The following is a 25,836-nucleotide window of genomic DNA, read 5'->3' on the forward strand; positions in this document are numbered from 1 at the left end:
GATGTCTACCTTCCTGCGGGGATGAGGGCGAGCTGACGGGACTGTGCGACGACGGTCCCGGTCGAGTCCACCACGAGGTGGTCCTCCTCGAACATCCCGGGGCCGACCTCGGAACTCGTCGCGGCGAAACGCAGCCAGCCGGGCGCGGGATGGCGCCGGACGTAGGTGGTCAGCTGCACCGTGGGCGCCCACCCGAACAGCGCCAGGTTCATGACGACCGGGGGCGAGATGTCTCCGACCAGGACCGTGAAGTACTCGTCGGGTTCGACGCCCTTCGGCCGAATCCACCCGCGGACGAGCGGCTCGCCGGTCTCGCCGCGGACGACGGGGAACGTCTCCGAGTCGAGGACCAGGTCGATGGCGGCGCCGAGGTGGTTGACCTCGGCGATGGGCGAACCGTCGAGCGGGATGCCGGTCGACGACGGTTCCACGGGCACGGAGTCGAGGACCGTGGGGCCGGAGTGGTGCGGCCGGCCGCTGTCGGGACGCGCCATCGTCACCGACGAGGACACCACGGTCCGACCGAGTTGCACGGCGTCGACCGACAGGACCGTGACGGTGCGTCCGCGCTTGCGCACACTGATCACCAGGTCGACGTCCGCGGCATCGGGAGCGGTGAGGTAGTCGCTGGAGATCGCCACCGGGATCATCGCGGCCGCCGACTCGGCGAGCCGGTCGCCGTCCGGCGTGAGCGCGGTCAGCGCGGTCCGGGCCGCCTTCGCGACCACCATCTGCAGCGTGCCGCCGTGCACCTTGGGGCCGATCGTGAACGTCTCGTCGATGTGCGCCCGCAGGGTGATCGAGTCCGGACCGCCACGGTCGACCTCGGTCAGCTCCTGCACCTGGGTGATCTTGCTGGTCATCGTCCCGCCTTCGTCGAGGAGACCCGTCCCCCGACGAATCAGCTGCTCAACTGGCCGGTGGGCTCGGGGTGCAGCTCCCGTTTGAGATGCCGCCGCGCAAAATCTAGCGAACGGGCCAGCAGCGCGCTGCGCTCGGGTTTGGTGCGCGCGCTCCCCGTGGTGACCTCGAGCACAACCGCCCCGGCGAAGTCGCTCGCCGCGATGCGCCGGCACACCTCGGCGCAAGGCTGCGCCCCGTCACCGGGGATCAGGTGCTCGTCGGTGGCGGCACCGTTGCCGTCGGCGAGATGCAGGTGGTTGAGGCGCGAGCCCATCCGGTCGAGAAGAGCGAGGGCGTCGACGCCGGCGGTCGCGGTGTGCGAGAGATCGAGCGTGTAGTGCGCGTAGCCGTCATCGGTCGGATCGATCGACTTGCCGAACGCCGATGCCGCCAGACCGGGACCACCGCCGCGCTTGCTGAGTCGCCGGACCGAGGGCTCCCCTGCGCCGAACAGCCGGTCGGCGCGCATGGGGAACATGTTCTCAACGGCGACCGCGACCCCGCTGTCCGCCTCGAGTTCGTCGACGAGATCGTCGAAGGCGGCGACGTAGCCACGCTGCCACCGGAACGGCGGATGCACGACGACGGTCGACGCACCGAGATCCTCGGCCGCCTCCACCGCACGGGCCAGCTTCACGACCGGGTCGCGTCCCCACACCCGCTGGGTGATGAGCAGACACGGGGCGTGGATCGACAGCACCGGAACCTGGTAGTGGTCCGACAGGTACTCGACCCGCCGGATGTCCTGGCTCAGAGCGTCACCCCACACCATCAACTCGACGCCGTCGAAGCCCAGTTCGGCGGCGTAGGCGAAGGCCGCCTCGGTGTTCTGGGGATAGACCGACGCCGTCGACAGACCGATCGGGATCTCGGCGGACGGACGCGGGAGGTCGGGTCTCATCCGGTCCGCCCGCTTCGCTCCGCTCCCGACGGGTTCATCGGTTCACACCGGCTCACGCGGCCAACAACACCAGCGGCCCGATGGTGACCAGCAGACCCACGCCGAGCGCGAGCAGCGTCGTCGGCAGGTCCTTGGTGCGCCGGACCACATGCGACAGCGTCACGATGCCGAAGATCACCAGGACCGCGAGCACCAGCGCGAAGTACGGATTCCATCGCCACAGTTCGGTGAAACCCCAGAACAGGCCGACGCCGACCGCGAGGCCGACGATCGCCTGTCCGAACAACACCAGCCAGGCCTTCACCGGCGACTCCTCGGCGTCGTCGGTCGCCCGACCGTCCGGTGCCGGTGTGTCGACGGTGCCGGTCCGCTCGGCGGACTCCGCGTCCGCGGCCGAATGCACGACGTCCTGGCCGGCGTGCTCCGCCGTGGCGGCTGCCGAGTCGGGATCGGCGTCGTCATCGGAGGTCTCGTCGATGTCCGTGGTGTCGTTCAGGGCATCGAACTCCGCCGGGCCCTCGGGCTCGGCGGGACCCTCCGGCTCGCGCTCCTTCACCAGGTCGACCCGGTCCTCGTCGCCCTCGGAAGTGGACTCGATCGGTTCGATGGCCTCGGTCGGGTGGTCGTCGGTGGGGCGGCCTGCGGTCTGGAGACTCTCGGTCTCGTCCGAGCCGGTCCACCGACCGTCGGCGTCATGGGTCTCGGGGTGCGCCGCGGCGATCGCCGCCGTCGTCCCACCCGCGGTCGCGGCGGCGGCCGCGGTGGCTGCCCAGTCGTGCGTCGACTCGTCGCCGTCGGTGTGTGCGTCCGGGTGGTCGTCGGTGTGGCGATCGGGGGCGTTCCGGTCCCGATTCTTGCCGCCGAAGAGCTTTCGCGCGAACCCGACGACACCCGACGGCCCCGTCTTCTTCGACGCCCCGATCTTGCGGGCCGGGCCCCCGGACCGGCCCTTGCCCCCCGGCCCGTCGTTCCCGCTCTCCACGTCGGCGAAGTTGCGATAGGCGTCGAAGTCCATGACCTCGGAGAACCCGCCGTCGCCGCGCTCGCGGGGGCCGTCGGTTCCCGCATCGACCTCGGTCAGGTCGTAGGTGACCACGTCGTCGGAGTCGACGACCGAAAGATCCGACCCGTTCTCACCCACCACCGGGATGATGCCGGTGACGGCGTTCGCCGACTCCTGGTCGACGGGAGCGGAATCTCGCGGCGGCGTCTGCCCGAGGCGACGTGCCACCGCCTCGGAACTGAAGTCGCGCGTCGACATCGGCGGGACGGCGCCCTGGCCGTAACCGGGCATCCCGCTGGCGGTGCGGTTACCCGGCCGTGCCTGGTGTTGCTGGTCGGCGCGCGGCCGGTCGACGACGGGCTGATCGTCGGCCGGGCGGCGCGGGACCGGGTTCGTCGAACGCGGGAACGGCGCGGCGGCCGCGGCCGGACGGTTCCGCGGGGTCGTGTCCCGCTCCGGGGCACCGTTCTCCGCAGCAGTCTTCTCCGGAGCTGCCTTCTCCGGGGCCGCCGTCTTTGCAGGCGCGGTGCTCGCTGGCGGGGCAGCCGGCTCGGGCCGGGCAGTGGGCTCGGGCCGGGCAGTGGGCTCGGGCCGGGCCGCGGGCGCCGCGGAACCCTCTCCCGCGTCGGCGACCTTCGGGATCTCGCCGGTCAGCTCGGACACCGAGAACGATCCGTCCCGGCCGGCGCGTCGGCGGCCGCGGCCGTCACGGGTACGTGCCGGCGAGTCCCCCTGGGACCCCTGCGAGCGGGCGAGAAGTTCCGACACCGAGATGGGTCGGGATTCGGGCTCCGAATCCTTCGGCATGTAGTGGCTCTCCGTCCTCGTTCTCGAACGTTTGGGTCCGGGTCTACCAGGGTGTCAGCCGACGCCCTCGCGAACGCCCTGCACCGGTGTCGGCTCCAGCGCGTCGGCCTGCTCCGCGTCGAGTCGGCGCAGGATCACACCTTCCCGGAGTGCCCACGGACAGATTTCCAGTGTATCGACTTGCAACGCGCGCATCGCCGCCTCGGCGACCAGCGCTCCGGCGACCAGCTGGCCCGCCCGATCCGAGCTGACGCCCTCGAGTTCGGCGCGATCGGCCTTGGTCATGCGGGAGATGAAGGAGATGAGCTGACGAAGCCCGCTCGTCGTCAGTTCGCGGCGCACCCGCGGTCCGGCGCTCGACGGCGCCGCGCCGGTCAGCCGGGCCAGGCTCCGGAAGGTCTTCGACGTCCCGACGCACAGATCCGGCGCACCGGGTGCGAGCAGCTGGGACGCGGGTGCGCGGAGCTCGGCGTCGAGCCAGTCGCGCAGCACGCCGACCCGCCGCCGGTCCGGCGGATCGTCGGGCAGCCACTCGCGGGTGAGTCGTCCGGCCCCCAGCGGCAGTGACAGCGCGACGTCGGGTTCCTCGTCGACGCCGTTGGACATCTCCAGGGAGCCGCCGCCGATGTCGAGAGCGAGGATGCGGCCGGCGCTCCAACCACGCCAGCGGCGCACCGCCAGCGACGTCAACCGGGCCTCGTCGCGCCCCGACAACACGAGCACGCGCACCCCGGTCCGCTGCTCGATCTCGTCGAGCAGGTCGTCGGAGTTCGTCGCATCGCGCACGGCCGACGTCGCGAACGCCATCATCTGCTCACAACCGGACGTCCGGGCGATGTGGGTGAATTCGTCGATCGACTCGATGAGCTTGGCGACGGCGCGATCACTCATCCGGCCGTCGGCGTCTATCTGTTCGGCCAGGCGCAGGACCGCCTTGGTCGAACTCATCGGGGTGGGGTGACCGCCACGATGGGCGTCGACCACCAGGAGGTGGACTGTGTTGCTGCCCACGTCGAGGACTCCTAAGCGCACGGGTCAACGGTAGTGCAGCCGCCTGCATCGCCCGATCCCGGCTACCGTGTAAAGGTGACCGCCATTTCGCCGTCCGCGCCTCGCATCGATCCCGCGCCGGAGGTCGAACTCGACTTTCCGCGCGAATGGTACGAATTCGCCGATCCCGCCGACCCCGAGCACGTCATCCGGGCCGATCTCACCTGGCTGCTCTCGCACTGGACGTGTGTGTTCGGCACACCCGCATGTCAGGGCATCCTCCCGGGCCGGGAGACCGACGGGTGCTGCAGTCACGGCGCGTATCTGTCCGATAAGGACGATCGCAAGACCCTCGCCCGCGGCGTCGCGATGCTGACGCCCGAGGACTGGCAGTTCTACAAGAAGGGCTCCGGCAAGGACCCGGTCGGCCCGAAGGGGTACCTCGAGGAGAGCGACCTCGACGACGAGCCCGCCTTGAAGACGCGACTCCACAAGGGCGCGTGCATCTTTCTGAACCGACCCGGTTTCTCCGGCGGCGTCGGATGCGCGCTGCACTCGATGGCGCTGCGCAAGGGACTCGAACCGCTCACGGTCAAACCCGACGTGTGCTGGCAGCTGCCCATCCGTCGTGAGCAGGACTGGATCGAACGCCCCGACGGCACCCAGGTGCTCCAGACGACGATCACCGAATTCGACCGGCGTGGCTGGGGCGAGGGTGGCCACGATCTGAAGTGGTACTGCTCGGGTTCCCCCGACGTCCACATCGGGGCCAAGCAGGTGTGGGAGTCGTACGCACCCGAGCTCACCGCGCTGCTCGGCGAGGCCGCCTATGCGGCGCTGGCAGCGGCCTGCCGGCGCCGGAACGGGCTGGGGCTCATCGCGATCCACCCGGCGACGCAGGCCGCGACCGAGCGCCGCGAGACCGACGTCAAATACGAGCTGCAGCCCCCGGAGTAGTCCCCGGGGCGCCGCGGCCCGGCCGGCTCACGCCTCGAGCTTGTACCCGAGGCCGCGGACGGTGATGAGGTGCTTCGGATTCGCCGGGTCGGGCTCGATCTTCGAGCGCAGGCGCTTGACGTGCACGTCGAGTGTCTTGGTGTCGCCGACGTAGTCGACGCCCCACACCCGGTCGATGAGCTGACCCCGGGTCAGGACGCGGCCGGAGTTGCGCAGCAGATACTCGAGGAGGTCGAACTCCTTGAGCGGCAGCGTGATCGACGTTCCGTTGACCGACACGGTGTGTCGCTCGACGTCCATCCGGACCGGCCCGGCCTCCAGGATCCCGATCTCCAGACCGTCGTCGGGCACCTCCCCGCCGCGCCGCAGCACCGCGCGGATGCGGGCGATCAGCTCGCGCGCCGAATACGGCTTGGTCACATAGTCGTCCGCGCCGAGTTCGAGGCCGACGACCTTGTCGATCTCACTGTCGCGCGCGGTCACCATGATCACCGGGACGTTCGACCGGGTGCGCAGGGCCTTGCAGATCTCGGTTCCGGACATCCCGGGCAGCATGAGATCGAGGAGCACGATGTCGGGACTGACCCGATCGAAGGTCGGCAACGCCTGCGCGCCATCGGTGATGACGCTGGCCTCGAAGCCCTCTTTGCGCAGCAGGAAGGCCAGCGGATCCGCCAGCGATTCCTCGTCCTCGACGATCAGAACGTGGGTCAACTCTTGTTTCCTTCGGTGGGTCGGGCAGATGGGTCGTCACCCTCCGCGGAGGGAAGTGCGCGGGGCGGCGCATCGGGATCCGACAGCGCCTGCTGGGCTGCCGGCGGCCAGCCGGCGTCGGACAGGTCCTCCGGGATGCACAGCGTGAAGGTCGAGCCGGTGCCGGGTTTGCTCCACAGGTTGATGGTCCCGCCGTGATTGGCGGCCACGTGCTTGACGATGGCCAGTCCGAGTCCGGTGCCGCCGGTCATCCGGGACCGGGCCTTGTCGACCCGGAAGAACCGCTCGAAGACCCGCTGCTGATCCTCCGGCTCGATCCCGATCCCCCGGTCGGTCACCGCGATGGCGACCATCGGCCGCCCGTCGATCTTGATCACGCGGCGGCTGATCGAGACCACAGTGTCCGACGCCGAGTACGAGATGGCGTTCGAGATGAGGTTGTTCAGTGCGGTGAGCAGCAGCGGACGGTCGCCGCGGATGATGACGCCGATCGGACCGTCGGCGCGCAGTTCGATGGCCGCCGCCTCGGCGGCGAGCGTCGCCGCGGTCAGCGCGTCGTCGATGAGCGAGTCGACATCGATGCAGGTGAACTCCGGTGTGACGCCGTCCTGGAGTCGGGACAACGCCAGCAGCTCGCTCACCATGTTGCCCATGCGCTTGGTCTCGCCGACGACGCGGCGACCGAAGTGCTGCACCGAATCGGTGTCGTCGGCCGACTCGAGCAACGCCTCGGCGAGCAGCCCGATCGCGCCGACGGGGGTCTTGAGCTCGTGCGAGACGTTGGCGACGAAGTCGCGCCGGGTGGCCTCCACGCGTTTGTGTTCGGTGTCGTCGAGTCCGTACGCGACGACATAGCGTTCCTCGTCCTGCGCGACGATCCGCGCGTGACAGCGCACGTGCTCGACACTGGGCCGGGGCGTCCGGCCGGTAGAGACGAAACCGAGACTCGACATCGGCGGGCTGAACTCGAAGCGCCGTTCGACGCCGGTGTCGAGCACTTCCTTCACGGCCTCCCACACCGGGTCGGCCAGCAGCATCTCGCGTACGAGCCCGAGTTCGACGGCCCGCTGGTTGTACAGCACGACGTCGCGGAACTCGTCGACCACGGCGATGGCGGTCTCGGTGTTACGCACGACCATGCTCAACAGACCGGCCTTGGTCATGCGGCCGTCGTCGGTGGTCGCCTGCACGTCGGAGTCACGGACCTCGGCCGAGGCCGGCACCTCACGGGGACCGAGGGTCGCCTCGGGAACGAATTCGGCGGCGGTGGATGCGGAACGACGCGGGATGCGATCGAGGAACGCGAACCCTCGGGACCGGTCCCGGTCCCGGGTGCGTCGACCGATCACGACACCGAGGCAGAGCGCGAGTACGAACGCGATCGTCGCGGCGAAGATTGCGGCGGTCACAGGGGCAGCTTACGGCTCGACCAACACCGAACGCACATCTGACAAAGGTGTTCGACAGTTGTTCACGCGGAGTTGGCCGGAGTCCTTGCCGACGCGGCGGCGCGCTTCCCCGGTACCGGGGCGGCCGTGTCCGGACCGGTCATTGCGGAACCGGAACCGCCATGTCCGCGAACTCGGGGTGACGTTCGATGAAGCGCTGCACGTACGAGCAGACCGGCACGACCTGCTTGCCGCCGCGCCGGATGTCCTCGAGGACCGCCTGGACCAATTGGCCCGCGTACCCGTGACCACTGAACTGCTCGCGGATAACGGTGTGCGTGATGACCACCTGGTAGGGCTCGGAGACGTAGTCGAGATAACCGACGATCTCGTCGTCGCCCTGGGAATCGGCGACGAGGATCGCCTCGTACCGCTCCTGGGCAGGTGAGTGCTCGATTCGCAGGGTGCCCATGTCCGCCATGCCGTCTAATGTAGCGCGCGCCACACCGTCGACGCCATGGCGAAACGTGTCACGTCTGGATGTCCGAACGGACCCCGCCGACTACTTCTGCCCTTGGGCCGCCACCGCGGCGGCACCCGCGGCGGCCGCCTCGGGGTCGAGGTAGGTACCACCCGGGTTGAGCGGTTTCAGGTCGTCGTCGAGGTCGTAACGAAGCGGGTTGCCGGTGGGGATGTTCAGTCCGGCGATGTCGTCGTCGGAGATGCCGTCGAGGTGCTTGACGAGCGCGCGCAGCGAGTTGCCGTGTGCCGCGAGCAGCACGTTCTTCCCCGCCCGGACGTCGGCGACGATCGTCTCGAGGTAGTACGGGATGAACCGCTCGACGACGTCCTTGAGGCACTCGGTCAGCGGCACCTCGGGGAGATCGGCGTACCGCGCGTCGCCCACCTGGCTGTATTCGGCATCGGGTTCGATCGCCGGCGGCGGGGTGTCGTAACTGCGACGCCACAGCATGAACTGCTCGTCGCCGAACTTCTCCTTGGTCTCGGCCTTGTTCAGGCCCTGCAGCGCGCCGTAGTGGCGCTCGTTGAGGCGCCAGTCGCGGATCACCGGGATCCAGAGCCGGTCGGCCCGGTCGAGGGCGATGTGCGCGGTCGTGATCGCGCGGCGCAGCAGCGACGTGTAGACGACGTCGGGCAGCAGGTCGTGCTCGACGAGGAGCTCGCCCCCGCGTTCGGCCTCGGCCCTGCCCTTGTCGGTGAGCGCCACATCGACCCAGCCGGTGAACTGGTTGGACGCATTCCATTCGCTCTCGCCGTGCCGCATCAGGATCAGGGTGCCGTTGCTCATGGCCGATAGTTTTCCACAGTCGGTGCGCACCCTCTCCTCACCGGCGCCGGAACCCCCGGCCGGACCCCGGCGCGCACCTGGCGACGACGAAATGGTAATGAACCGGTCGATTCGCCGCGCGAACGGCCATGGGCGGGTCTAGCGTTAGCGCATGACAGCCAGTACAGACGCCGGCGCGACCGGCCAGAATGCGGAGAAGCAGCCCGAGCTCAAACGCGTGTTGGGCTGGAAGCTGTTGTTGCTCTTTATCATCGGCGACATCCTGGGCACCGGCGTCTACGCACTCACCGGCCAGGTCGCCGGCGAGGTCGGCGGCGCGGCGTGGCTGCCGTTCCTGATCGCCTTCGCGGTGGCGACGCTGACGGCGTTCTCCTATCTGGAACTGGTGACGAAGTATCCCCAGGCCGCCGGCGCTGCGCTGTACGTACACAAGGCTTTCGGGGTCCACTTCATCACGTTCATCGTGCTGTTCACCGTCATGTGCTCGGGTATCACCTCGGCGACCACCGCGTCGCGCGCGTTCGCGGTGAACATGCTGACCGGCATCAACGGCGGCGAGTCCCCGGATGCGACGCACCCCGCTCTGCTGTTCATCGCGATCGGCTTCCTGCTGCTGGTCATGTTCATCAACTTCCGCGGCGTCGCCGAAGGTGTGGGCACCAACGTGGTCCTGACCCTTGTCGAGCTGACGGGTCTCCTGCTGGTCATCTTCATCGCCTTGTTCTTCGTGTTCGGTGGCAACGCCGATCACTGGGATGCGGTGGTGGTTTTCGAATCGCCGGAGGAGAGGAACATCCTCATCGCGGTGTCGGCGGCGACGGCGCTGGCGTTCTTCGCACTGGTCGGCTTCGAGGATTCGGTCAACATGGCCGAGGAGTGCAAGGAACCGACCAGGATCTTCCCCAAGGTCATGCTCAGTGGTCTGGGGATCACCGCGGTGGTGTACGTGCTCATCGCGATCCTCGCGGTCGCGATCGTGCCCGTGGGTGTGCTCGCCGAGAGCGAGACGCCGCTCGTCGACGTCGTGCAGACCGCCGCCCCGGACTTCCCGATGACCGAGCTGTTGCCGTGGATCTCGATGTTCGCGGTGGCCAACACGGCCCTGATCAACATGATGATGGCCAGCCGGCTGCTGTACGGCATGGCCAAGCAGGGGGTCCTGCCCAAGTTCCTGGCCTACGTCCATCCCGGACGCCGTACCCCGTTCGCCGCGATCGTGTTCACCACCGTCATCGCGCTGTGCCTACTGGTCTACGTCAGCGCCGACCCGAAGGGTTCCATCGTCGGACTGCTCGGCGGCACCACCGCACTGCTGCTGCTCGCGGTGTTCACCGTCGTCAACGTCTCCGTCCTGGTGCTGCGCAAGGATCACGTGGGACACAACCACTTCCGCACCTATACGCCGGTTGCGGTGCTCGGCGCCGTGACCTCCGGGGCGCTCACCCTCCCGTTTGCCCGCGCCGACAACCAGCAGTACGTGATCGCGGCCTGGCTACTCCTGCTCGGCGTCGTGCTGTGGGCGTTCACCTACTGGCATCAGAAGCGAACCGGCGCCGAAGCGGCCTCCTACGACGACATCCCGCCCCACGAGATCCCGTGACGCACAAAAATCCGTATGACGTTGTGCCCGGTTTCCGGGCACAACGTCATACGGATGCCGCAGAGACTACTTGCGGAGGTCCTTGCGCAGGATCTTGCCCGAGGCCGACTTGGGGATCGTCTCGATGAACTCGACGGCCCGGACCTTCTTGTGCGGGGCCACCTTCGACGCCACGAACTCGATGACCTCGTCGGCGGTGATCTCCGCATCGGGCTGGCGCACCACGAAGGCCTTGGGGATCTCCTCGCCCGACTCCGCCTCGATCACGCCGATGACCGCGGCGTCGGCGATCTTGTCGTTGGTGAGCAGCAGCGCCTCGAGCTCGGCGGGCGGCACCTGGTAGCCCTTGTACTTGATGAGCTCCTTGAGCCGGTCGACGATGTAGACGCAGCCGGTCGGATCGACCTGCGCCATGTCGCCGGTGTGCAGGTAGCCGTCGGCGTCGATGGTGTCGGCGGTCGCCTGATCGTTGTTGAGGTAGCCCAGCATCACGTTCGGCCCCTTGACCCACAGCTCGCCCGGCTCGGACAGTCCCTCGCTCGGCAGCTCGATCTCCGCCCCCGATGCGGGGTCGACGATCTTGTTCTCGGAGTTCGGCACCGCCCACCCGGTCGAGGACAGCGGGGGGTCCTGCTGACCCAGCAGGCCGGGTGTGTCGGCCGGGATGATGTGACTCACCGGCGACAGCTCACTCATGCCGTAGCCCTGCAGCATGTGCAGGTCGAGACGTTTGGCGACGGCCTGGCCCAGCTCGTCGTCCAGCGGCGCCGCGCCCGACATCATCGTGTGCAGCGAGGACAGGTCGTAGTTGTCGATGATCGGGTGCTTGGCCAGCGCCACGGCCACCGGCGGTGCGATGTAGGCCATGGTGACCTTGTGGTTCTGGATGTTCTCGAGGAACTCGACGAGGTCGAACCGCGGCATCACGACCAGCGACGCCCGGTTGTACAGCGCCGCGTTCAGCAGCACCGTCATCCCGTAGATGTGGAAGAAGGGCAGCACCGCGATCACCACGTCGTCGGCGCCCATGCCCTGCAACGGTCGGATCTGCGCGACATTGGCGACCAGGTTGCGATGCGAGAGCGCGACGCCCTTCGGATTCCCGGTGGTACCGGAGGAATACGGCAGGACCGCGACGTGCGTGGCCGGATCGAACGACACCTCCGGTGCGGCCAGTCCGGCGCCCAGGAGGTCCGCCGCATTCGGGTGGCCGGAGGCGTCCTGGCCCTCGCCGTCGAGGACGATCAGGTCGGCATCCGCCAGCCCGACCTCGTCGGCGGCGGCCTTGGCCTGCTCCAGCATCGGCGAGATGGTCACCAGCATCTTGGCGCCGGAATCCCGCAGCTGCTTGGCGATCTCGGGCCCGGTGAAGAGTGCGTTGATCGTCGTCGCGGTGCCGCCGGCCCGCAGAATCCCGTGGAACACCGTCGCGAACGCCGGGATGTTGGGCGACAGGATGCCCACCACGTCGCCCACGCCGATCCCCCGCGACGCCAACGCGCCCGCCGCCGCCTCGATCTGCGAGATCAGCTGCGCATAGGTGGTCGTCGCCCCCGACTTCGGGTCCACCAGCGCGGTACGGGCGAGGTCCTCCTCGGCCACCGCGCCGAACAGGAACTCGAACACACTCACGTCCGGGATCTCGACGTCGGGGAACGGACTCGTGAAGCTCATGACACCTCCATTGGGGAATTTCTCGACCACATCGTATCAACGCACGTTGATACGATGTGACGTGGACCTCTCTCGAGAGAGTCTACGATTCGTCCGATTCGGCGGTCGACGGATCCTCGGTGACGCTCTGCGCACCGTCGACGACCGACTCACCCGGTACGTAGCGGCCTTCGAGCGGCTTCCCCGCCTCCGGCAGGGACTCCTTGTCGATGAGGTGCTCGAAGGCGAGCAGGTTGCGCAGCGATTCGCCGCGGGACACCCGCCACGCCCACTCCCGCTGGATCGAGGTCAGGAACCCGAGTTCGAGCAGGGTGTTGAAATCCCCGTCCGCGGCCTCGAGGACCTGCCCCAGGATCCGGTCGACCTCGCCGGAACTCAACCCGTCGGCGGAGATCCGGCCGACGAGGTAGATGTCACCGGTGTTGTCGATGGTGTAGGCGACGCCGTACAGCCGGCGGTTGCGCTTCAGCAGGTACTTGTACACGCCGGCGTGGTTCTCGTCGGGCCGGCGGCACACGAAGGCCTCCACCCGGACGCCGTGCTCGCTCGCCGTCAGCAGCACGGTGGTCTTCAGTTTGCGTTCGCCGGGCAGCTCGACGACCACGTGATCGACGTCGGCCCCGCCGCCGCTCTTGCGTGCGAAGGCGATCTCGTTCTCGCCCAGCGTCTTCTCCAGCAGGTCGACGACCTCGTTGCGACTCACGGCATCCTCTCGTCGGTGATATCGGGAACCCCTTGCGCAGCGGGCGATTTCGGCGCAGCGTCAGACGGTGACCCGGTTGCGCCGACGACGCCAGCGGCGTCGGAGGCGCGCCGAGGCCGCGGCCGTAGCGGACACCTCGGGCGACGCCGGGCGCTGGTGCGCGGCGAACGACCGCATAGCCCGGCCGTAACTCTCGAGAAGCTGATCGACCGTGTGTTCCCAGGAGAACTGCTCGGCGTGGGCGCGGGCGTGCTGTCCGAGCTCGACGAGTCGATCGGGTTGCGCGAGAAGCTTTTCCAGCGCATTCGTCCAGTCCCCGACCCGATGCCCGTTGACCAGCACTCCGGTCCGGCCGTCGTCGACCGCCACCCCGAGGCCACCCACATTCGCGGCGATGACGGGCGTCCCGCAGGCCTGCGCCTCGATCGCGACCAGTCCGAAACTCTCCGAATGACTGGGCACGGCAACCACATCCGATGCCCGGTAGACCTGCACCAGACGGTTCGACGGCTGGGGCGGCAGGAAGGTGACCGAATCGGCGATCCCGAGTTCGGCGACCTGATCCATCAGCGCGGTGGGCCGTTGCAGCCCCGACCCCGACGGCCCGCCGACGATGAGCACCCGCAGCTTCCGCCCGGTCGCGGCGGACTCACCGATGAGCGGCGCGACCGCGTCGACGAGGAGGTCCGGGGCCTTCAGCGGTTGGATGCGCCCGACGAACGTCACGATCATCTCGTCGGGGTCCAGGCCGAGCTCCGCGCGGGCGGCCGCGACGGAACCCGGTGTGTAACAGTCGAGATCGGCACCCGGGGTCACCACGTCGATACGGTCGGCGGCGGCACCGTACATCGAGAGCAATTCGGTCGCCTCGGTCTGGGTGTTCGCGACCAGGCGATCGGCCTCCCCGACCACCTGCTGCTCCCCGATGACCCGTAGCTGCGGCTCGGCGGTGTCGCCGTCGGCCAGCGATGCGTTCTTGACCGCGGCCAGGGTGTGCGCGGTGTGCACCAGGGGGACACCCCACCGGTCGCGGGCGAGCCACCCCACCTGGCCGGAGAGCCAGTAGTGCGAGTGGATGACGTCGTAGTGACCGGGCGCCTGCGCGGCCTCGGCCCGCAGGACCCCGGCCGTGAACGCACACAGCTGGGCGGGCAAGTCGCGCTTGTCGAGGCCCTCGAACGGGCCGGCGACGACGTTGCGCACCGTCACCCCCGGCGCTGCGGCGACCGACGCCTGGTCGGCCGACGACGTCGCGCGGGTGAAGATCTCGACCTCGACTCCCCGACGGGCCAGCCGCGTCGCGGTCTGCCAGACGTAGACGTTCATCCCGCCGGCGTCGCCGGTGCCCGGCTGCGCCAGCGGCGAGGTGTGCACGGAGATCAGCGCGACACGCCGCGGGGACGGGCTCGAGGTCATGGTCTCCACCATAGAGAAACGCCGTGTCGGGCGAGGAGTCCCCCGGCCTGCGGACATCCTGCACGCCCGTCGCCGCGATCACCTAGACTGCTTTCGGTAACGATTGTCATTTGCGTGAAGGTTGTCGATGAAGAAATCCCTGCTGGCCACGGCCGGTGTGCTGTCCGCCGCCGCCCTGGTGTTGTCCGCCTGCTCCAGCGACTCCGGCGGGACCGACGGCCCCCCGACCGTGGTCGCGTCCACGAACGTCTGGGGTTCGGTGGCGGCCGCGGTCGCCGGCGACAACGCCGAGGTGACCGCGCTGTACACCAACGCCGACGGTGATCCGCACGAGTTCGAGCCCTCGGCAGCGGACACCGCGACGATCGCCGATGCCGACATCCTCGTGTTCAACGGCGGCCACTACGACTCCTACATGGAGGAGGCGGCGGCCAACTCGGACGCGACGGCGGTCGACGCCTACGCCCTGCTCGGCAGCGACGAGCATGCCGACGAGGCCGGTGGCGATCACGGCGACGAGCACGCGTCCGGCGATCACTCCGACGGTGCTCACGACCACGCGCACGGCGACCAGAACGAGCACGTCTTCTACGACCTCCCCGTCGTCGCCCAGGTGGCCGACAAGGTCGCCGACGCACTGGCCGAGAAGGACCCGGGCAACGCGGAGTCCTACCGCGCCAACGCCGAGACCTTCACCACCGGCATCGACGGTCTGCGCGCGAAGCTCAGCACCATCCGGGAGCAGCACGCCGACACCGAGGTCGCCCAGACCGAGCCGCTCGCGGGCTACATGCTGACCGAGGCCGGGCTCGTCGACATCGCGCCGGCCGGTTTCACCCAGGCCGTCGAGGAGGGCCAGTCACCCGCGGCCGCCGACCGTGCGGCACTGCAGGACATCCTGGCCGACCGTCGGGCGAAGGTGCTGATCTACAACACCCAGGCCGTGGACCCGGTGACACAGGCCATGCTCGACGTCGCGCGCTCCGCGGGCGTCCCGGTCGTGGAGTTCACCGAGACCCTGCCCGACGGCGTCACCGACTACGTCGTGTGGCAGGGCGCCCAGATCGACGCCCTGACCGCGGCGCTGGGTTCCGGCTCCAATTGACCGGGGCAGGCGACTCGACCGGGGCAGGCACGGGCAGGCCGGTCGTGGAGTTCACCGGCGCCCGGCTCGCGTTCGGCGACCGGGTTCTCTGGGACGACCTCGACCTGACGATCGAACCGGGTGAGTTCGTCGCGGTCCTCGGGCCGAACGGCTCCGGCAAGACGTCGTTCCTGCGGGTTCTGTTGCACCAGTACGCGCTCGACCGCGGCACCGTGACCACCACCGACGCCGTGGGCTACATCCCCCAGCAGCACGCCGAGGACGACGCCGACCCGATGGCCATCCGCGGCCGGGACCTCGTCGGGTTCGGTGTCGACGGCGGCCGCTGGGGTGTCGGACTGCGGGGCCGGGCACGACGACGCGCACTCGTCGACACCGCGCTCGGTTCGGTGGACGCCCTGCCGTACGCCGACGCCCCGCTGGGCGTCCTGTCCGGCGGCGAGCAGCAACGGCTACGCGTTGCCCAGGCGGTGGTGAGCGATCCCGCGCTGCTGCTCTGCGACGAGCCGCTCGCCAGTCTCGATCCGACCAATCAGCAGGTGGTCGTGGACCTCATCGATCGCCGGCGCCGGGACGCCGGGACGGCCGTCGTGTTCGTGACCCACGAGATCAACCCGATCCTGCCCTTTGTCGACCGGGTCCTGTACCTCGTCGACGGCCGGTTCCGCATCGGCGAGCCGCATGAGGTGATGACGACGGAGACGTTGAGCGAGCTGTACGGCAGCGACGTCGAGGTGCTGCGCGTCAACGGCCGTCTGGTCGTGATCGGCGGCGAGGACGCCCATCACTGCGCCGCCGACAGCGAACCGGGTGTCGCGAGGCGAGGCGGTCCGGCGTGAGCGTCACCCACCTCTCCGTCGACCGTTCGTTGAGCGACCTCTGGGATTTCTCCACCACCATCGACCTGCTGGGTTACGACTTCATGCAGCAGGCACTGCTCGCGATGGTGCTGCTCGGCCTCCTGGGCGGCCTGCTGGGCCCGCTCATCGTCGCCCGGCAGATGTCCTTCGCGGTGCACGGCGCCAGCGAACTGTCGGTGACCGGTGCCGCGGCGGCCCTGCTGATCGGGTTCAGCGTGAACCTCGGCGGCGTCATCGGCGCGGTCATCGCCGCGGCGGTGTTCGGCTTCCTCGGCAACAAGGCGCGGGAGCGCGACTCGGTGATCGGCGTCGTGATGGCGTTCGGCCTCGGCATCGGCGTCCTGTTCCTGGCCTTGTACGGCCGGATCGGGACCGGCTTCGCGTTGCTGACCGGTCAGGTCGTGAGCGTCGGCATCAACGGCCTGGTCGCGATCGCCATCACCACGGGCATCGTCGTCGTCGTGCTGGCCGTCATCTACCGGCCACTGCTGTTCGCCTCCACCGATCCCCGGGTCGCGCAGGCGCGGGGGGTACCCATCCGCACCCTGTCGGTGGTGTTCGCGATCATCATGGGCCTGGCGGCCGCGCAGGGCGTGCAGATCATCGGCGCGCTGCTGGTGATGTCGCTGATGATCACCCCGGGCGCCGCCGCCGCCCGCGTCACGTCGAATCCGACGCGCACGCTGGTGTTGTCGGTCGTGTTCGCCGAGGTCGCGGCGGTCGGCGGGCTGCTGATGTCGCTCGCTCCCAAGCTGCCCGTGTCGGTCTTCGTCACGATCATCTCGTTCGCGATCTACGTCGTGTGCCGGATCATCGGCAACCGCCGCGTGCATTCCACGCGCTGATCCGACAGAACACAACCACTGCCGGGCCGCCTCGCTCACACCGCAGTACGTTTCATTCCTCGGCGAAGCCGGGGTTGCAGCCGGCGCCGACCATGTCCTCCTCGGCGACGACCGGCCGGCCGGGTTCGAGGTTCCAGCTGGGCTTCTCGGGTTCGACGATGCGGGCGAACCGCCAGTGGCAATCGAACTGGGCCTGCATTCCGGGGGTGTCGGCGGTGGGGTCGAGAGCGACGACCTCCGCCCACGCGGCGGCCATCGCGCCGGGGTCGGTGGTGTAGCGCCCGGAATTCGTGGGGAACACCGAGAGGCTCGGACCGACGTCGGTGTCGGTCCACTCGGTCCGCTCGATGTACGGCGGGCGGTAGACGATCGTCGGCGCGCTCTCGGTGGGCGAGTACGGGCCCGATGAATACGGGGTGGGCGACGGGCTCGTCGTGCTCGAGCCGATCGTGGTCGGACCCGGTGCTGCGGGCTCGACCGTGTCTGTCCCGCACGCGGACAGGACCGCGGCGACGGCCAGCGCGCCGGCCGCGGCGCGCCACCGCCGCCGCCCTCCGTCGGCCACTCCCGCACCCGCCCTGCGCAACCCCGTCGACATACCGACACCCTAGGTGACGGGTAGCCTGCACCTTGTGGTCCGCCGGCGCACGCACAAGCGGGCGGTCGGGTTGTTCGTCACCGCGATCGCCGTCGTCGTGCTGTGCCTCGCGGGGTGTGCGCGCACCCCCGATCCGGGACCTCCCCAGATCACCCAGTCGCATCGGGCCTCGACCACTCCCACCGGCCTGGTACTCGACGGAAAACCCTGGTGGCCCGCGGGTTTCAATGCGTATCAGCTCAGCACCGACTGGTCGGTCAACCGCGGCTGCGGCGCCCAGGTCGATGCCGACGGGTACTTCGACAGACTCCCGCCCCGCGCGCTGACCCGATTCAACCTGTACTCGGTCTTCGCCGTCGACAAGCGCAGCGGGCTCATCGATTTCGGGCCGATCGACCGGGTCTTCCAGGCCGCGGCCCGGCATCACCAGATGGTCCTGCCGGTCCTCACCGGAGGCTCGGGCGACTGCGAGGACGAGCGGTTCAAGGAACGCGACTTCTATGTCGACGGTTGGCAGAGCCAGGAGATCGTCGGCGGGCTGACGTACGCGGAGTGGGTCGAGATCGCGGTGACCCGCTGGCACGACGAGCCGTCGATCGCCGGCTGGGAACTCGTCGGGGAGCCCGAGGCGAGCGAATGCGGTCCGGCCTCGTGCAACTGGGAGGCGCGAACGTGTCCCGACGATGCCACGGCCGTGTTGCGCGCGTTCTTCGACCGCGCCGGCGCCCATCTCCGGGCCTACGACGCCGACCGTCCGATCTTCTCTGGAGTGGTGGGCGGCGACCAGTGCGGCCTCGCAGGCGCGGGTTATGCCGAGGTCCTGGGCTCGGCCGGCGTCGACGTGCTCGACTTCCACGACTACCGCTCCGATGTCGATCCCGAATCGGGGCCCGCGGGCAGCAATCTGCGCGCACGACTGGCGCAGGCTCGCGAGCTCGGAAAACCGCTCGTGGTCAATGAGATCGGGATACGCGCCGGCTCATGTGGCTCGATCACGAACCGGGCCGAACAGTTCGAGACCATCATCGCGCGCCACCGCGACGCCGGGGTCGCCGGCACGCTGCTGTGGTCCTTAGTCCCGGATCCGCGCGGCGCGCAGTGCACGTACGACATCGGGTTGCATGACCCGGCCTGGAATGTGGTGCGCGAGTACGCCTCCTGACCGCGTGCGACGGTCCGCTCGGGCTCACACCAGCTGATACAGCCGCCAGTCCGGCAGATCCGCGCCCTGGTTGCGCGCCTCGAGGACGAGAACCCCGATCTGGGCGCCGTTCTCGTAGATGGTCGGATACCGCTGGTTGACCGCGTCGGAGAGTCCCCGACCTTCCGGTGGGACGGTGAGGAAGTAGCGCACACCGCCGCCGACCGGGTCGTTGAGCAGCTGCGCGAAGTCGCGATCCGACGGGATGACGAACTGGCGCGGCCGCTCGGACTGGACCACCACCGCGAAGCCGTACACGGTGTCGCACAACACCGCGCCGTCGGGCAGGTCCAGACCGTCGAGATACTGCGCCAGCGCCCGCTCGGTGGAGAACGACCGCACGATGCGCTGCTCGCCGAGGTACTTCTGGTCCACCGAGTCCGGGCGCGGATCGACCACCGATCCGAGTGCGAACTCCTGCGGCGCGTACTTGGGTGACGTCATCCCGGCGGCGGTGACCGGGATCGCGGTGGCGACCACGACGATCACGATCGTCGCGGCGATCTTGTTACTCCAACGCGAGGCATAGGGGCGGGGCGGCAGAATGTCCGAATGCCTGCCCTCGCGACGCATCGGAACCTGCTGCCGTAGGGGCACAGACAACAGGGCGATGACCGCGGCGAGCAGGACCACGGTCATGTAGAACCGAAGAAAGCCGAACGTCGAACCGCGTGAGTAACCGAAGACCTGAAACGCCAGCACGGCCACGATCAGCAGTGCGGGCAACATCGCCGCAAGCCGATGACGTCGGGCACGGACCCCGATGACTCCGAGAATGAGTATCGGAAGCAGTGGCGCGAGGATGAAGATCTCGGTGAGGGAGAACCCGATCGCATCCCCGGTCGTCGACGACCCGCTACCGCCGGACTGCGCGATGATCGCGGCGTTGCCGTATTCAGAGGTGAACTGCGCGAACGCGTCACCCGTGATGAGCCAGCCCGCCGCCGCCCAGGCGAGGAAGGCCAGGGCGCTGGGCGCCACCACCAGGGTGATGTCGAGGAGCGTGCGCGACACCCGTTTTCGGCGGTCGCGGCGTGTGTAGGTCACCCATCCGACCACGAAGGCCGCGGCCAATGCGGCGGCACCGCCGTCGTAGCGGGTGAAATAGGACAGGCCGAGCGCGATCCCGGCCACCACGAGCTCGTGGACGTCGTCTGAGGAGACCCACCGGATCAGACGACGGGTGGCCCAGGCCAAGAAGAAGAGGTACGGCGCCTCGCTCATCCCGTTCGCGGCATAGAGGACGATCATCGGATTGATCGCGTAGAAGATCGTGAAAGTGCCTGCCACGAGCGGACGCAGGCCCTGGTCGCGCGCGATCCCCGACGCCTGCACCACCGATCCGGCCATGAACGCCGACGACATGATCACCGCCGAGAGCGCCTGCGTCGTCATCTCCGGGATCCACGGGGTGAGCGCGGTCAGCGGCAGCTGGACGATGGCGGTCAGCGGGGTGAAGATGAATCCGATCGCCGCGAGATGCGGTGTCCGACTGAACAGCACGCTCTGTGCCGACTGCACCCTCGAGAGCGCGTCGCCGAAGAACAGCTGCACCTCGCTGACGAGGTAGACCCCGATGACGAGGTACGGGATCCACGTCGCGAGGAAGATGAGCACCGAGGCCGGGACACGGCGGGTCACGTCGGCTCCTGCCCGTCGGGATCGGTGTCCGGCGAACTGCTCGTCGACAGACCGTGAAAGGTCTTCTCCCAGTACGACGGATTGACCAGGATCTGCCACATGCCCTTGATGGCGGCGACACTCATCATCAGCCAGTACAGGGGGATGAGAAGGGCCGAACCGAGCAGTTCGCTGCGATCGTCCTCGCGGATCGCGACGAGGTTCATGTACAGCGCTGCCCCGTTGCCCAGCAGCAGCGAGATCAGCGACAGGTAGTAGATGGGTCCGGGGAACAGCTCGGCGACGACCGGTGGCTGTCCGCCGATCCACAGCGCCAGGATCAGCCAGAACACCATGTTCAGGCAGGCGATCACCGGGGTCCCGGCGATCAGCAGCGTGAAGCGCACGAACGCGACGGGCCCGAGGATGTGCCAGAGCTTGACCGGGTGCCGCATGTGGACGAGCCACGTCTGCATGTAGCCCTTGTACCAACGGGAACGCTGGCGGACCCAGTTGATGGCATCGACATTGGCCTCTTCCATCGTGACCGAGTCGAGCACCAGGGTGCGGTATCCGTGGTCGGCGATGCGGACCCCGAGGTCGGCGTCCTCGGTCACGTTGTAGGGGTCCCAGGCGCCGATCGTGTCGAGGACATCGCGCCGGAAGTGATTCGACGTGCCGCCCAACGGGATCGGCGCGCGACTGACCATCATGCCCGGCAGCAGGAAGCCGAACCAGATGCCGTAGTCGGCCGTGAACCACTCGGTCAGCATGTTGTCGCGCACGTTGTGGAAGCTGAGCTTGCCCTGCACGCAGACCACCGAGTCGTCGCCGGAGTTGTTCAGCACGTACACCGCCCGACGCAGCTGCAGCGGGTCGGGTTTGTCCTCGGCGTCGAAGATGGTGACGATGTCGCCGGTGGCGAAGTGCATGCCGTAGTTGCAGGCCTTCGGTTTGGTCCGCGGCTGCGCCGGGGGTGTCAGGACGACCGTGACGATCCCGTTCTCCTCCACCCCGCGCGCCGCCTCGATCGTCGGCTCGTCGTCCTCTTCCAGCAGCAGCAGGACCTGGAGCTTGTCCCGTGGGTACTCGATCGTCTCCATCGCGGCCACCAGTTGACCCACCACCTCCGGCTCGCCGTAGGCCGGGACGAACACGGTGTAGGCGGGCAACTCGTCGTCGGGGATGGACCGGGCGTCCTCGTCGGAGACGCGGATGGCACCGTTGACCAGTCCCCGCCGGAAGATCACCAGGCGGTCGGCGAGGGTCACCACGTATCCGATCGTGGCGATCGAGACCAGGGTGGCGCAGGTCCCGACCGGTTCGATCACCATCGCGACGGCGATGATGCCGAGCAGCGTGAACCCGATGATCTTCTGAATCCGGCTGAAGGCCACCGAGGCCGACATGTCCTCGTCGGCGTTGCGGAGACGGTTGACGGCGTCTTCGAGGGCCTGCGCCCGGTAGTCCGGGTCGGCGAGCAGTTCGGCCACCGGACGCGTCGGTCTCGTGCTGCGCGCGACCCCCGGCTTGTCGGCGGCTGCGGCGTGCCCGGGGCCGGCCTCGTCGATGCTCATGCACCGGCCCCCCGAGCGGCCCCGAGCTGGGCCCGGATGAGCTCCCCGGCCAAGCCGATGAGCAGGGCCTCGTCCTTGAGTTGCGGGTCGGTGTCCAGCAGGACCGAGTTGCCCCGCAGGAGGATCGTCATCAGCGAGTTCATGTTCGCGAGGATCGTGATGCGCGGCTCCGGGAAGTAGGCCTCGGGCTCGTGGTTGTCGACCGCCCACAGCATGACCTGCTGGGTGCGGTTGCCGTTGTTCCACCGCCAGGACAGCACCGTGTAGGTCAGGTAGCGCTCGTCGTCGACGACACTCCACACCCGACCCCGGACCCCGTTCGACAGGTTCACCTCGATCGGAAGGCTCGTGCGTTCGCTGGACAGGTCGTAGCGGAAGATGTCCGGGTAGACGTCGAGGACGAGTGGCCGCCTGCTGTCGACGCTGTCGACGACCACCCGCCGGGGACGCGCGAACTTGTCGTAGGCGCGGTTGCCGCGGGTCTGCACCAGGACCTGGCGGATCAGCACGGACCCCGGCCCGTAGAGGCGTGACACCCACCCGTAGACACCCAGGGACTCCTGCCGCCAGCCGACCGGGACCACGAGCGGCTCACCGATACCGAGCTGCGGATAGCGATTGCTCTGGTAGTTGCTACCCACCGGCGGGGTGGGGCACAGCGCCAGCAGGACCGCCACGAGCAGCACCACCAGACCCGGCCGGCCCACGAACGGGACTTTCGGCGGACTGATCTGGCCGGCCTCGGGCGGCGACCACTGCCGGCCGCCGCGCCGCCGATAGTCGACCAGCATGTAGGCCGACGTCGCGAGGGCCGCGATCAGGCCCGGATAGGGCACGACGATGTTCCGGGGCGCGCCGAGCGCGTCGAGCACGAACAGCGCGACCAGGCCCACCGCACCGGCCAGCAGCGCCGCGACCAATTTTCGGCGCCAGGTCCGACCCACCGCGATCGCGGTCGCGGCGACGGCCATCAGCACCACCACGAAACCGGCGGCGAGCGACGTCCCACCCATGATCAGCACGACGGCGCGGACCGGCGGCGGGAAGATGAGCACCAACAGCAGCCACACCCACCGGTAGCGGGCGACCGGACGCAGCCCGAAGAGCAGAACCGCGGCGCCGAAGACGAACAACCACAGGGCGAGCAGATCCATGTGGGTGGTGAGGTACGCGCGCGCATAGCGCGGGTTGACCAGATACTTCATCGCCAGCGCGAGGATCAGCGCCACGATGCCGACGATGACGTCGGTCTGCCGGTCGTAGATCGGCAGTTCGTCGACGGTGCGCCACGACACCCCGATGACGGCGATCAGCGCGAGGACGACCAGCACCGGGACGTAGAGGATGAGCGTCTGCGCCATCAACTCGTCGACGATCGCGACGATGGTGTTCCAGAACCCCAGGGCCGTGCACCCGATCAGGAACAACCATCTGGCCGCCACCAGCCACTCCGGGTGATCGACGAATGCGGGGTGCGGCGTCTCGGGTTTGCGGCGCGTGACGATCCCGACGAGTGTGGTGACCGCACTCGTCGTGCCGGCCGACCCCGGATCCGGGGTCGACGGTTCCGGGTTCTGGGCCGTGGTCGTCGCGGGAGCCTCGGGCACGCCGGTCAGCTCTCGGCGGTCCGTTGCCGTCGACGGCGCAGGATGAGGGTCGCCGCGACGGCCGCAACCACCACGCTGCCGACCCCGACGACCGCGAACGCCACCCAGGACGTGTCGCCGGTCGACGACTCCGGCTGTTGCGCGTCGTCATCGACCACGAGCACCGGCTCCTGGCCGGACACCTGCAACAAGGCGTCGCCGTTCAGCGACGGCCAGCGATCGGGATCGGCGGCCAGCCAGTCGAGCAGGGCGTCGAGATCAGCGGCGTCGTTCGTCGAGGTCGCGACCAGCACCGACCGGCCGGCATCACGGGCCACCTGCAGCGAACCGAAACGCACGGTCGGCGACAGCAGCACCTCGGCGCGGCGGCCGTCGGGATTGAGCACCGAGACCGTGCCGCCGTCGGCGGTCACCGGCAGCGACAGCTCGGGCAATCCCTGGCCGTCCGCGGCGATGACGACCGCGGGGGCCGAGGCCGACATGGCGTCGTCGAGCGGTACGACGTCGACTCCGAGACGCACCGCCGACAGTCGCTGCAGGCCCGACATCAGCGCCACCGCGCGGGCGACGTCGGCGACGTCACCGCGGGTCCAGGCCAACGAGTTCCGCGGCATCAACGCCTGCGGCAACGATGCGAACCCGGATGGTGTCGGTGGGTCGGCGACCTCGGATCGCACCTCACCGGAGGAGTCCAGGCTCAGCGAACTGCGCACTCCCGCGCCACACTGCTCGCCGACGTCGCCGTGGTTGTAGGTGACGGTGACCTCGGTGAAACGCGTCAGCAGATCGGCGGGGATGTCGACCCAGGAGTTGTAGCTGCCGGAGGAGTCGGCGGGCCAGGAGGCGATGACCCGGTCCCCGACGGACACCGCGATCTGGCCGCCCATCGGGGTGTAGGTGCCCTTCAGCTGCATTCGCACGTTCTGAGACGGCCGTCCCAGGCGCGTCTGGTCGACCCCGAACGAGATGGTCGGCCAGCCGGTCGCCGAGACGCGCTGGTCCCCCACGCCCAGTTCGGCGAGCGTGGTGACCTCCGGCGCGAGTTGCGGTGCGGCAAAAGGCGGTCCGGCCACGGCCGCGGAGCTGACGGCGATCGACGAGAGATCAGAGGTGAGGAACTCGACCTGGGTCTCCAGGTCGTCCTCGCTGCCGCCGATCCGCAACACCGGCCAGCCTGCACCCGGCCCCAGGCTGAGTCCGTCGGGCAGGGCCGAGTTGATGACGATCTGCCGCTCGAGCGGTTCGATCTCCTCGTCAGGTGCGGCATCGCCGCGCGGCAGCGAGTCCGTCTCGATCTCCACTGTCGCCGCACCGTAATTCGCGATCACGGCGGTCGCGAGAGACACGGCCGCAGCGCCCTCGGCGGGCCGCACGTCGTCGGGGACGAAGATGGTCAGCTTGCGCAGGACCGGCGGCAGGAACTCGGCGACGCTGTTCGGCGCGGCTTCCCGGCCACCGTATGTGACGGTCGCGTTCTGGATGCGCAACCCCGAATCGGGGTCGAACAGACACGATCCGGCCGTGCGCAGATAGGTCCGCAGGACGATGTCGGCGGCGTTGCGTTCGACCCGCACGCCGCGTAGCGACAGCGAGATCGGCGAATTCACAGCCGGATTGATCGGCGTCCGCGAGATCAGCCGGCCTTCCTGCAGGACGTCGATGTTGCCGCCGGTGACGAAAGCGGGATACTGCGTGACGCCGCGCAATTCGGTGGGGGCGAGATCCGGCGGTACCGCGAGGGACAGACTCACCTCGCCCTGCTGTCCCGGGAACGCGATGGTCGGCGACGAACCGAGATCGCGAAGGTTCAGCGGCGCAGGCGGATCCCCCGGCGCCGCCTGCGCGGCCGGTGTCGACGGCGCCCCGATCGAGGCGATGCCGGCCAACAGCAGGCCCACCAGCAACAACGCCGGCCCACGGCTACGTCGACAACGCGACTCGCCGCGGGTTTTCCAGGACACGTGCATTCGCCACCCTTCGAGTGACCCCCGTCCCGACCCTTAGCGCCCCGAAGAGAACCTATCCCACGACACGGCTCGGCACATATTTTCACGCGAT

22 protein-coding genes are annotated in these 25,836 nt (G+C 68.9%); 6 read left to right on the forward strand and 16 right to left on the reverse strand.

The window, feature by feature from the left end:
* Positions 1-5: 5 nt before the first annotated feature.
* From M4D77_RS08745 to M4D77_RS08760, 4 genes are read right to left on the reverse strand one after another with little or no spacing between them, the layout of a single operon-like run.
* The gene (locus tag M4D77_RS08745; protein WP_058252638.1) at positions 6-863 is read right to left on the reverse strand and encodes a thioesterase family protein; all 858 of its coding nucleotides are present in this window, start codon (positions 861-863) and stop codon (positions 6-8) included.
* Between the two features lie 38 nt (positions 864-901).
* Complete coding sequence (locus tag M4D77_RS08750; protein WP_058252637.1) at positions 902-1,804, reverse strand: sugar phosphate isomerase/epimerase; 903 nt, start codon at positions 1,802-1,804, stop codon at positions 902-904.
* Positions 1,805-1,856: 52 nt separating this feature from the next.
* Positions 1,857-3,614 (reverse strand): hypothetical protein, encoded by a 1,758-nt coding sequence (locus M4D77_RS08755; RefSeq protein ID WP_259936027.1) that lies wholly within the window; start codon positions 3,612-3,614, stop codon positions 1,857-1,859.
* Between the two features lie 54 nt (positions 3,615-3,668).
* Positions 3,669-4,646, reverse strand: a complete 978-nt coding sequence (locus M4D77_RS08760) for a Ppx/GppA phosphatase family protein (RefSeq protein WP_176455923.1) — start codon at positions 4,644-4,646, stop codon at positions 3,669-3,671.
* Between the two features lie 54 nt (positions 4,647-4,700).
* Between M4D77_RS08760 and M4D77_RS08765 the strand changes: the two genes are divergently transcribed.
* The gene (locus M4D77_RS08765; RefSeq protein ID WP_058252634.1) at positions 4,701-5,561 is read left to right on the forward strand and encodes a hypothetical protein; all 861 of its coding nucleotides are present in this window, start codon (positions 4,701-4,703) and stop codon (positions 5,559-5,561) included.
* Between the two features lie 27 nt (positions 5,562-5,588).
* Here the strand turns inward: M4D77_RS08765 and M4D77_RS08770 are convergent, their stop codons facing one another.
* The 4 genes from M4D77_RS08770 to M4D77_RS08785 all read right to left on the reverse strand — a co-directional run bounded on the left by M4D77_RS08770 (position 5,589) and on the right by M4D77_RS08785 (position 8,972).
* Positions 5,589-6,275 carry a response regulator transcription factor gene (locus M4D77_RS08770; RefSeq protein ID WP_058252633.1) on the reverse strand — a complete coding sequence of 229 codons (687 nt, stop codon included), beginning with the start codon at positions 6,273-6,275 and terminating at the stop codon, positions 5,589-5,591.
* Complete coding sequence (locus tag M4D77_RS08775) at positions 6,272-7,684, reverse strand: cell wall metabolism sensor histidine kinase WalK (protein WP_247451414.1); 1,413 nt, start codon at positions 7,682-7,684, stop codon at positions 6,272-6,274. The genes M4D77_RS08770 and M4D77_RS08775 overlap by 4 nt, the downstream gene beginning before the upstream one ends.
* A gap of 139 nt (positions 7,685-7,823) precedes the next feature.
* Positions 7,824-8,144 (reverse strand): GNAT family N-acetyltransferase, encoded by a 321-nt coding sequence (locus tag M4D77_RS08780; RefSeq protein WP_058252631.1) that lies wholly within the window; start codon positions 8,142-8,144, stop codon positions 7,824-7,826.
* Positions 8,145-8,225: 81 nt separating this feature from the next.
* Positions 8,226-8,972, reverse strand: coding sequence for a phosphoglyceromutase (locus tag M4D77_RS08785; RefSeq protein ID WP_058252630.1), 747 nt, complete (start codon positions 8,970-8,972; stop codon positions 8,226-8,228).
* Positions 8,973-9,123: 151 nt separating this feature from the next.
* On the opposite strand from M4D77_RS08785, the gene M4D77_RS08790 reads away from it, so the two are divergent.
* Entirely contained in the window at positions 9,124-10,572 is a 1,449-nt protein-coding gene (locus M4D77_RS08790; RefSeq protein ID WP_078113001.1) for an APC family permease, read from the forward strand.
* A gap of 66 nt (positions 10,573-10,638) precedes the next feature.
* Here the strand turns inward: M4D77_RS08790 and M4D77_RS08795 are convergent, their stop codons facing one another.
* The 3 genes from M4D77_RS08795 to mshA form a co-directional block, all read right to left on the reverse strand.
* On the reverse strand, positions 10,639-12,246 hold the full coding sequence (locus tag M4D77_RS08795; RefSeq protein ID WP_065629304.1) for a 4-coumarate--CoA ligase family protein: 1,608 nt from the start codon (positions 12,244-12,246) through the stop codon (positions 10,639-10,641).
* Between the two features lie 82 nt (positions 12,247-12,328).
* The gene (locus tag M4D77_RS08800) at positions 12,329-12,949 is read right to left on the reverse strand and encodes a YbjN domain-containing protein (RefSeq protein WP_065629192.1); all 621 of its coding nucleotides are present in this window, start codon (positions 12,947-12,949) and stop codon (positions 12,329-12,331) included.
* Between the two features lie 60 nt (positions 12,950-13,009).
* Positions 13,010-14,365 carry a D-inositol-3-phosphate glycosyltransferase gene (mshA, locus tag M4D77_RS08805; protein ID WP_078113068.1) on the reverse strand — a complete coding sequence of 452 codons (1,356 nt, stop codon included), beginning with the start codon at positions 14,363-14,365 and terminating at the stop codon, positions 13,010-13,012.
* Positions 14,366-14,492: 127 nt separating this feature from the next.
* Between mshA and M4D77_RS08810 the strand changes: the two genes are divergently transcribed.
* Genes M4D77_RS08810 through M4D77_RS08820 form a run of 3 tightly spaced genes read left to right on the forward strand, consistent with a single transcriptional unit; the run spans position 14,493 to position 17,175 of the window.
* Positions 14,493-15,470: a metal ABC transporter solute-binding protein, Zn/Mn family gene (locus tag M4D77_RS08810; protein WP_259936028.1), complete on the forward strand. Its 978-nt coding sequence runs from the start codon at positions 14,493-14,495 to the stop codon at positions 15,468-15,470.
* Between the two features lie 44 nt (positions 15,471-15,514).
* A complete protein-coding gene (locus M4D77_RS08815; RefSeq protein WP_223259038.1) occupies positions 15,515-16,309 on the forward strand; it encodes a metal ABC transporter ATP-binding protein in 795 nt (264 codons plus the stop codon).
* Positions 16,306-17,175: a metal ABC transporter permease gene (locus tag M4D77_RS08820; protein ID WP_065629189.1), complete on the forward strand. Its 870-nt coding sequence runs from the start codon at positions 16,306-16,308 to the stop codon at positions 17,173-17,175. The genes M4D77_RS08815 and M4D77_RS08820 overlap by 4 nt, the downstream gene beginning before the upstream one ends.
* 52 nt (positions 17,176-17,227) lie before the next feature.
* Here M4D77_RS08820 and M4D77_RS08825 read toward each other — a convergent pair whose 3' ends face one another.
* Positions 17,228-17,773: a DUF2599 domain-containing protein gene (locus M4D77_RS08825; RefSeq protein ID WP_065629188.1), complete on the reverse strand. Its 546-nt coding sequence runs from the start codon at positions 17,771-17,773 to the stop codon at positions 17,228-17,230.
* Positions 17,774-17,786: 13 nt separating this feature from the next.
* Between M4D77_RS08825 and M4D77_RS08830 the strand changes: the two genes are divergently transcribed.
* Positions 17,787-18,935 (forward strand): beta-mannosidase, encoded by a 1,149-nt coding sequence (locus M4D77_RS08830; protein WP_078112999.1) that lies wholly within the window; start codon positions 17,787-17,789, stop codon positions 18,933-18,935.
* A 24-nt stretch (positions 18,936-18,959) separates the two neighbouring features.
* Here the strand turns inward: M4D77_RS08830 and M4D77_RS08835 are convergent, their stop codons facing one another.
* The 4 genes from M4D77_RS08835 to M4D77_RS08850 are packed head-to-tail and all read right to left on the reverse strand — an operon-like array spanning position 18,960 to position 25,745.
* Entirely contained in the window at positions 18,960-20,615 is a 1,656-nt protein-coding gene (locus tag M4D77_RS08835) for a glycosyltransferase family 39 protein (RefSeq protein WP_259936029.1), read from the reverse strand.
* Positions 20,612-22,171 carry a glycosyltransferase gene (locus tag M4D77_RS08840; RefSeq protein WP_068972197.1) on the reverse strand — a complete coding sequence of 520 codons (1,560 nt, stop codon included), beginning with the start codon at positions 22,169-22,171 and terminating at the stop codon, positions 20,612-20,614. The genes M4D77_RS08835 and M4D77_RS08840 overlap by 4 nt, the downstream gene beginning before the upstream one ends.
* Positions 22,168-23,778, reverse strand: coding sequence for a hypothetical protein (locus tag M4D77_RS08845; protein WP_259936030.1), 1,611 nt, complete (start codon positions 23,776-23,778; stop codon positions 22,168-22,170). The genes M4D77_RS08840 and M4D77_RS08845 overlap by 4 nt, the downstream gene beginning before the upstream one ends.
* 5 nt (positions 23,779-23,783) lie before the next feature.
* Positions 23,784-25,745 carry an LPXTG cell wall anchor domain-containing protein gene (locus M4D77_RS08850; protein WP_211538463.1) on the reverse strand — a complete coding sequence of 654 codons (1,962 nt, stop codon included), beginning with the start codon at positions 25,743-25,745 and terminating at the stop codon, positions 23,784-23,786.
* Positions 25,746-25,836 lie beyond the last annotated feature (91 nt).

This window comes from Gordonia sp. p3-SID1431 (assembly GCF_025143765.1).
GTDB lineage: Bacteria > Actinomycetota > Actinomycetes > Mycobacteriales > Mycobacteriaceae > Gordonia > Gordonia hongkongensis.

Bases quoted from the DNA above. Each gene is read 5' to 3' on its own strand.
- M4D77_RS08745 (WP_058252638.1), bottom strand. From the start codon at position 863: ATGACCAGCAAGATCACCCAGGTGCAGGAGCTGACCGAGGTCGACCGT.
- M4D77_RS08750 (WP_058252637.1), bottom strand. From the start codon at position 1,804: ATGAGACCCGACCTCCCGCGTCCGTCCGCCGAGATCCCGATCGGTCTG.
- M4D77_RS08755 (WP_259936027.1), bottom strand. From the start codon at position 3,614: ATGCCGAAGGATTCGGAGCCCGAATCCCGACCCATCTCGGTGTCGGAA.
- M4D77_RS08780 (WP_058252631.1), bottom strand. From the start codon at position 8,144: ATGGCGGACATGGGCACCCTGCGAATCGAGCACTCACCTGCCCAGGAG.
- M4D77_RS08785 (WP_058252630.1), bottom strand. From the start codon at position 8,972: ATGAGCAACGGCACCCTGATCCTGATGCGGCACGGCGAGAGCGAATGG.
- M4D77_RS08790 (WP_078113001.1), top strand. From the start codon at position 9,124: ATGACAGCCAGTACAGACGCCGGCGCGACCGGCCAGAATGCGGAGAAG.
- M4D77_RS08795 (WP_065629304.1), bottom strand. From the start codon at position 12,246: ATGAGCTTCACGAGTCCGTTCCCCGACGTCGAGATCCCGGACGTGAGT.
- mshA (WP_078113068.1), bottom strand. From the start codon at position 14,365: ATGACCTCGAGCCCGTCCCCGCGGCGTGTCGCGCTGATCTCCGTGCAC.
- M4D77_RS08810 (WP_259936028.1), top strand. From the start codon at position 14,493: ATGAAGAAATCCCTGCTGGCCACGGCCGGTGTGCTGTCCGCCGCCGCC.
- M4D77_RS08825 (WP_065629188.1), bottom strand. From the start codon at position 17,773: ATGTCGACGGGGTTGCGCAGGGCGGGTGCGGGAGTGGCCGACGGAGGG.
- M4D77_RS08840 (WP_068972197.1), bottom strand. From the start codon at position 22,171: ATGAGCATCGACGAGGCCGGCCCCGGGCACGCCGCAGCCGCCGACAAG.
- M4D77_RS08850 (WP_211538463.1), bottom strand. From the start codon at position 25,745: ATGCACGTGTCCTGGAAAACCCGCGGCGAGTCGCGTTGTCGACGTAGC.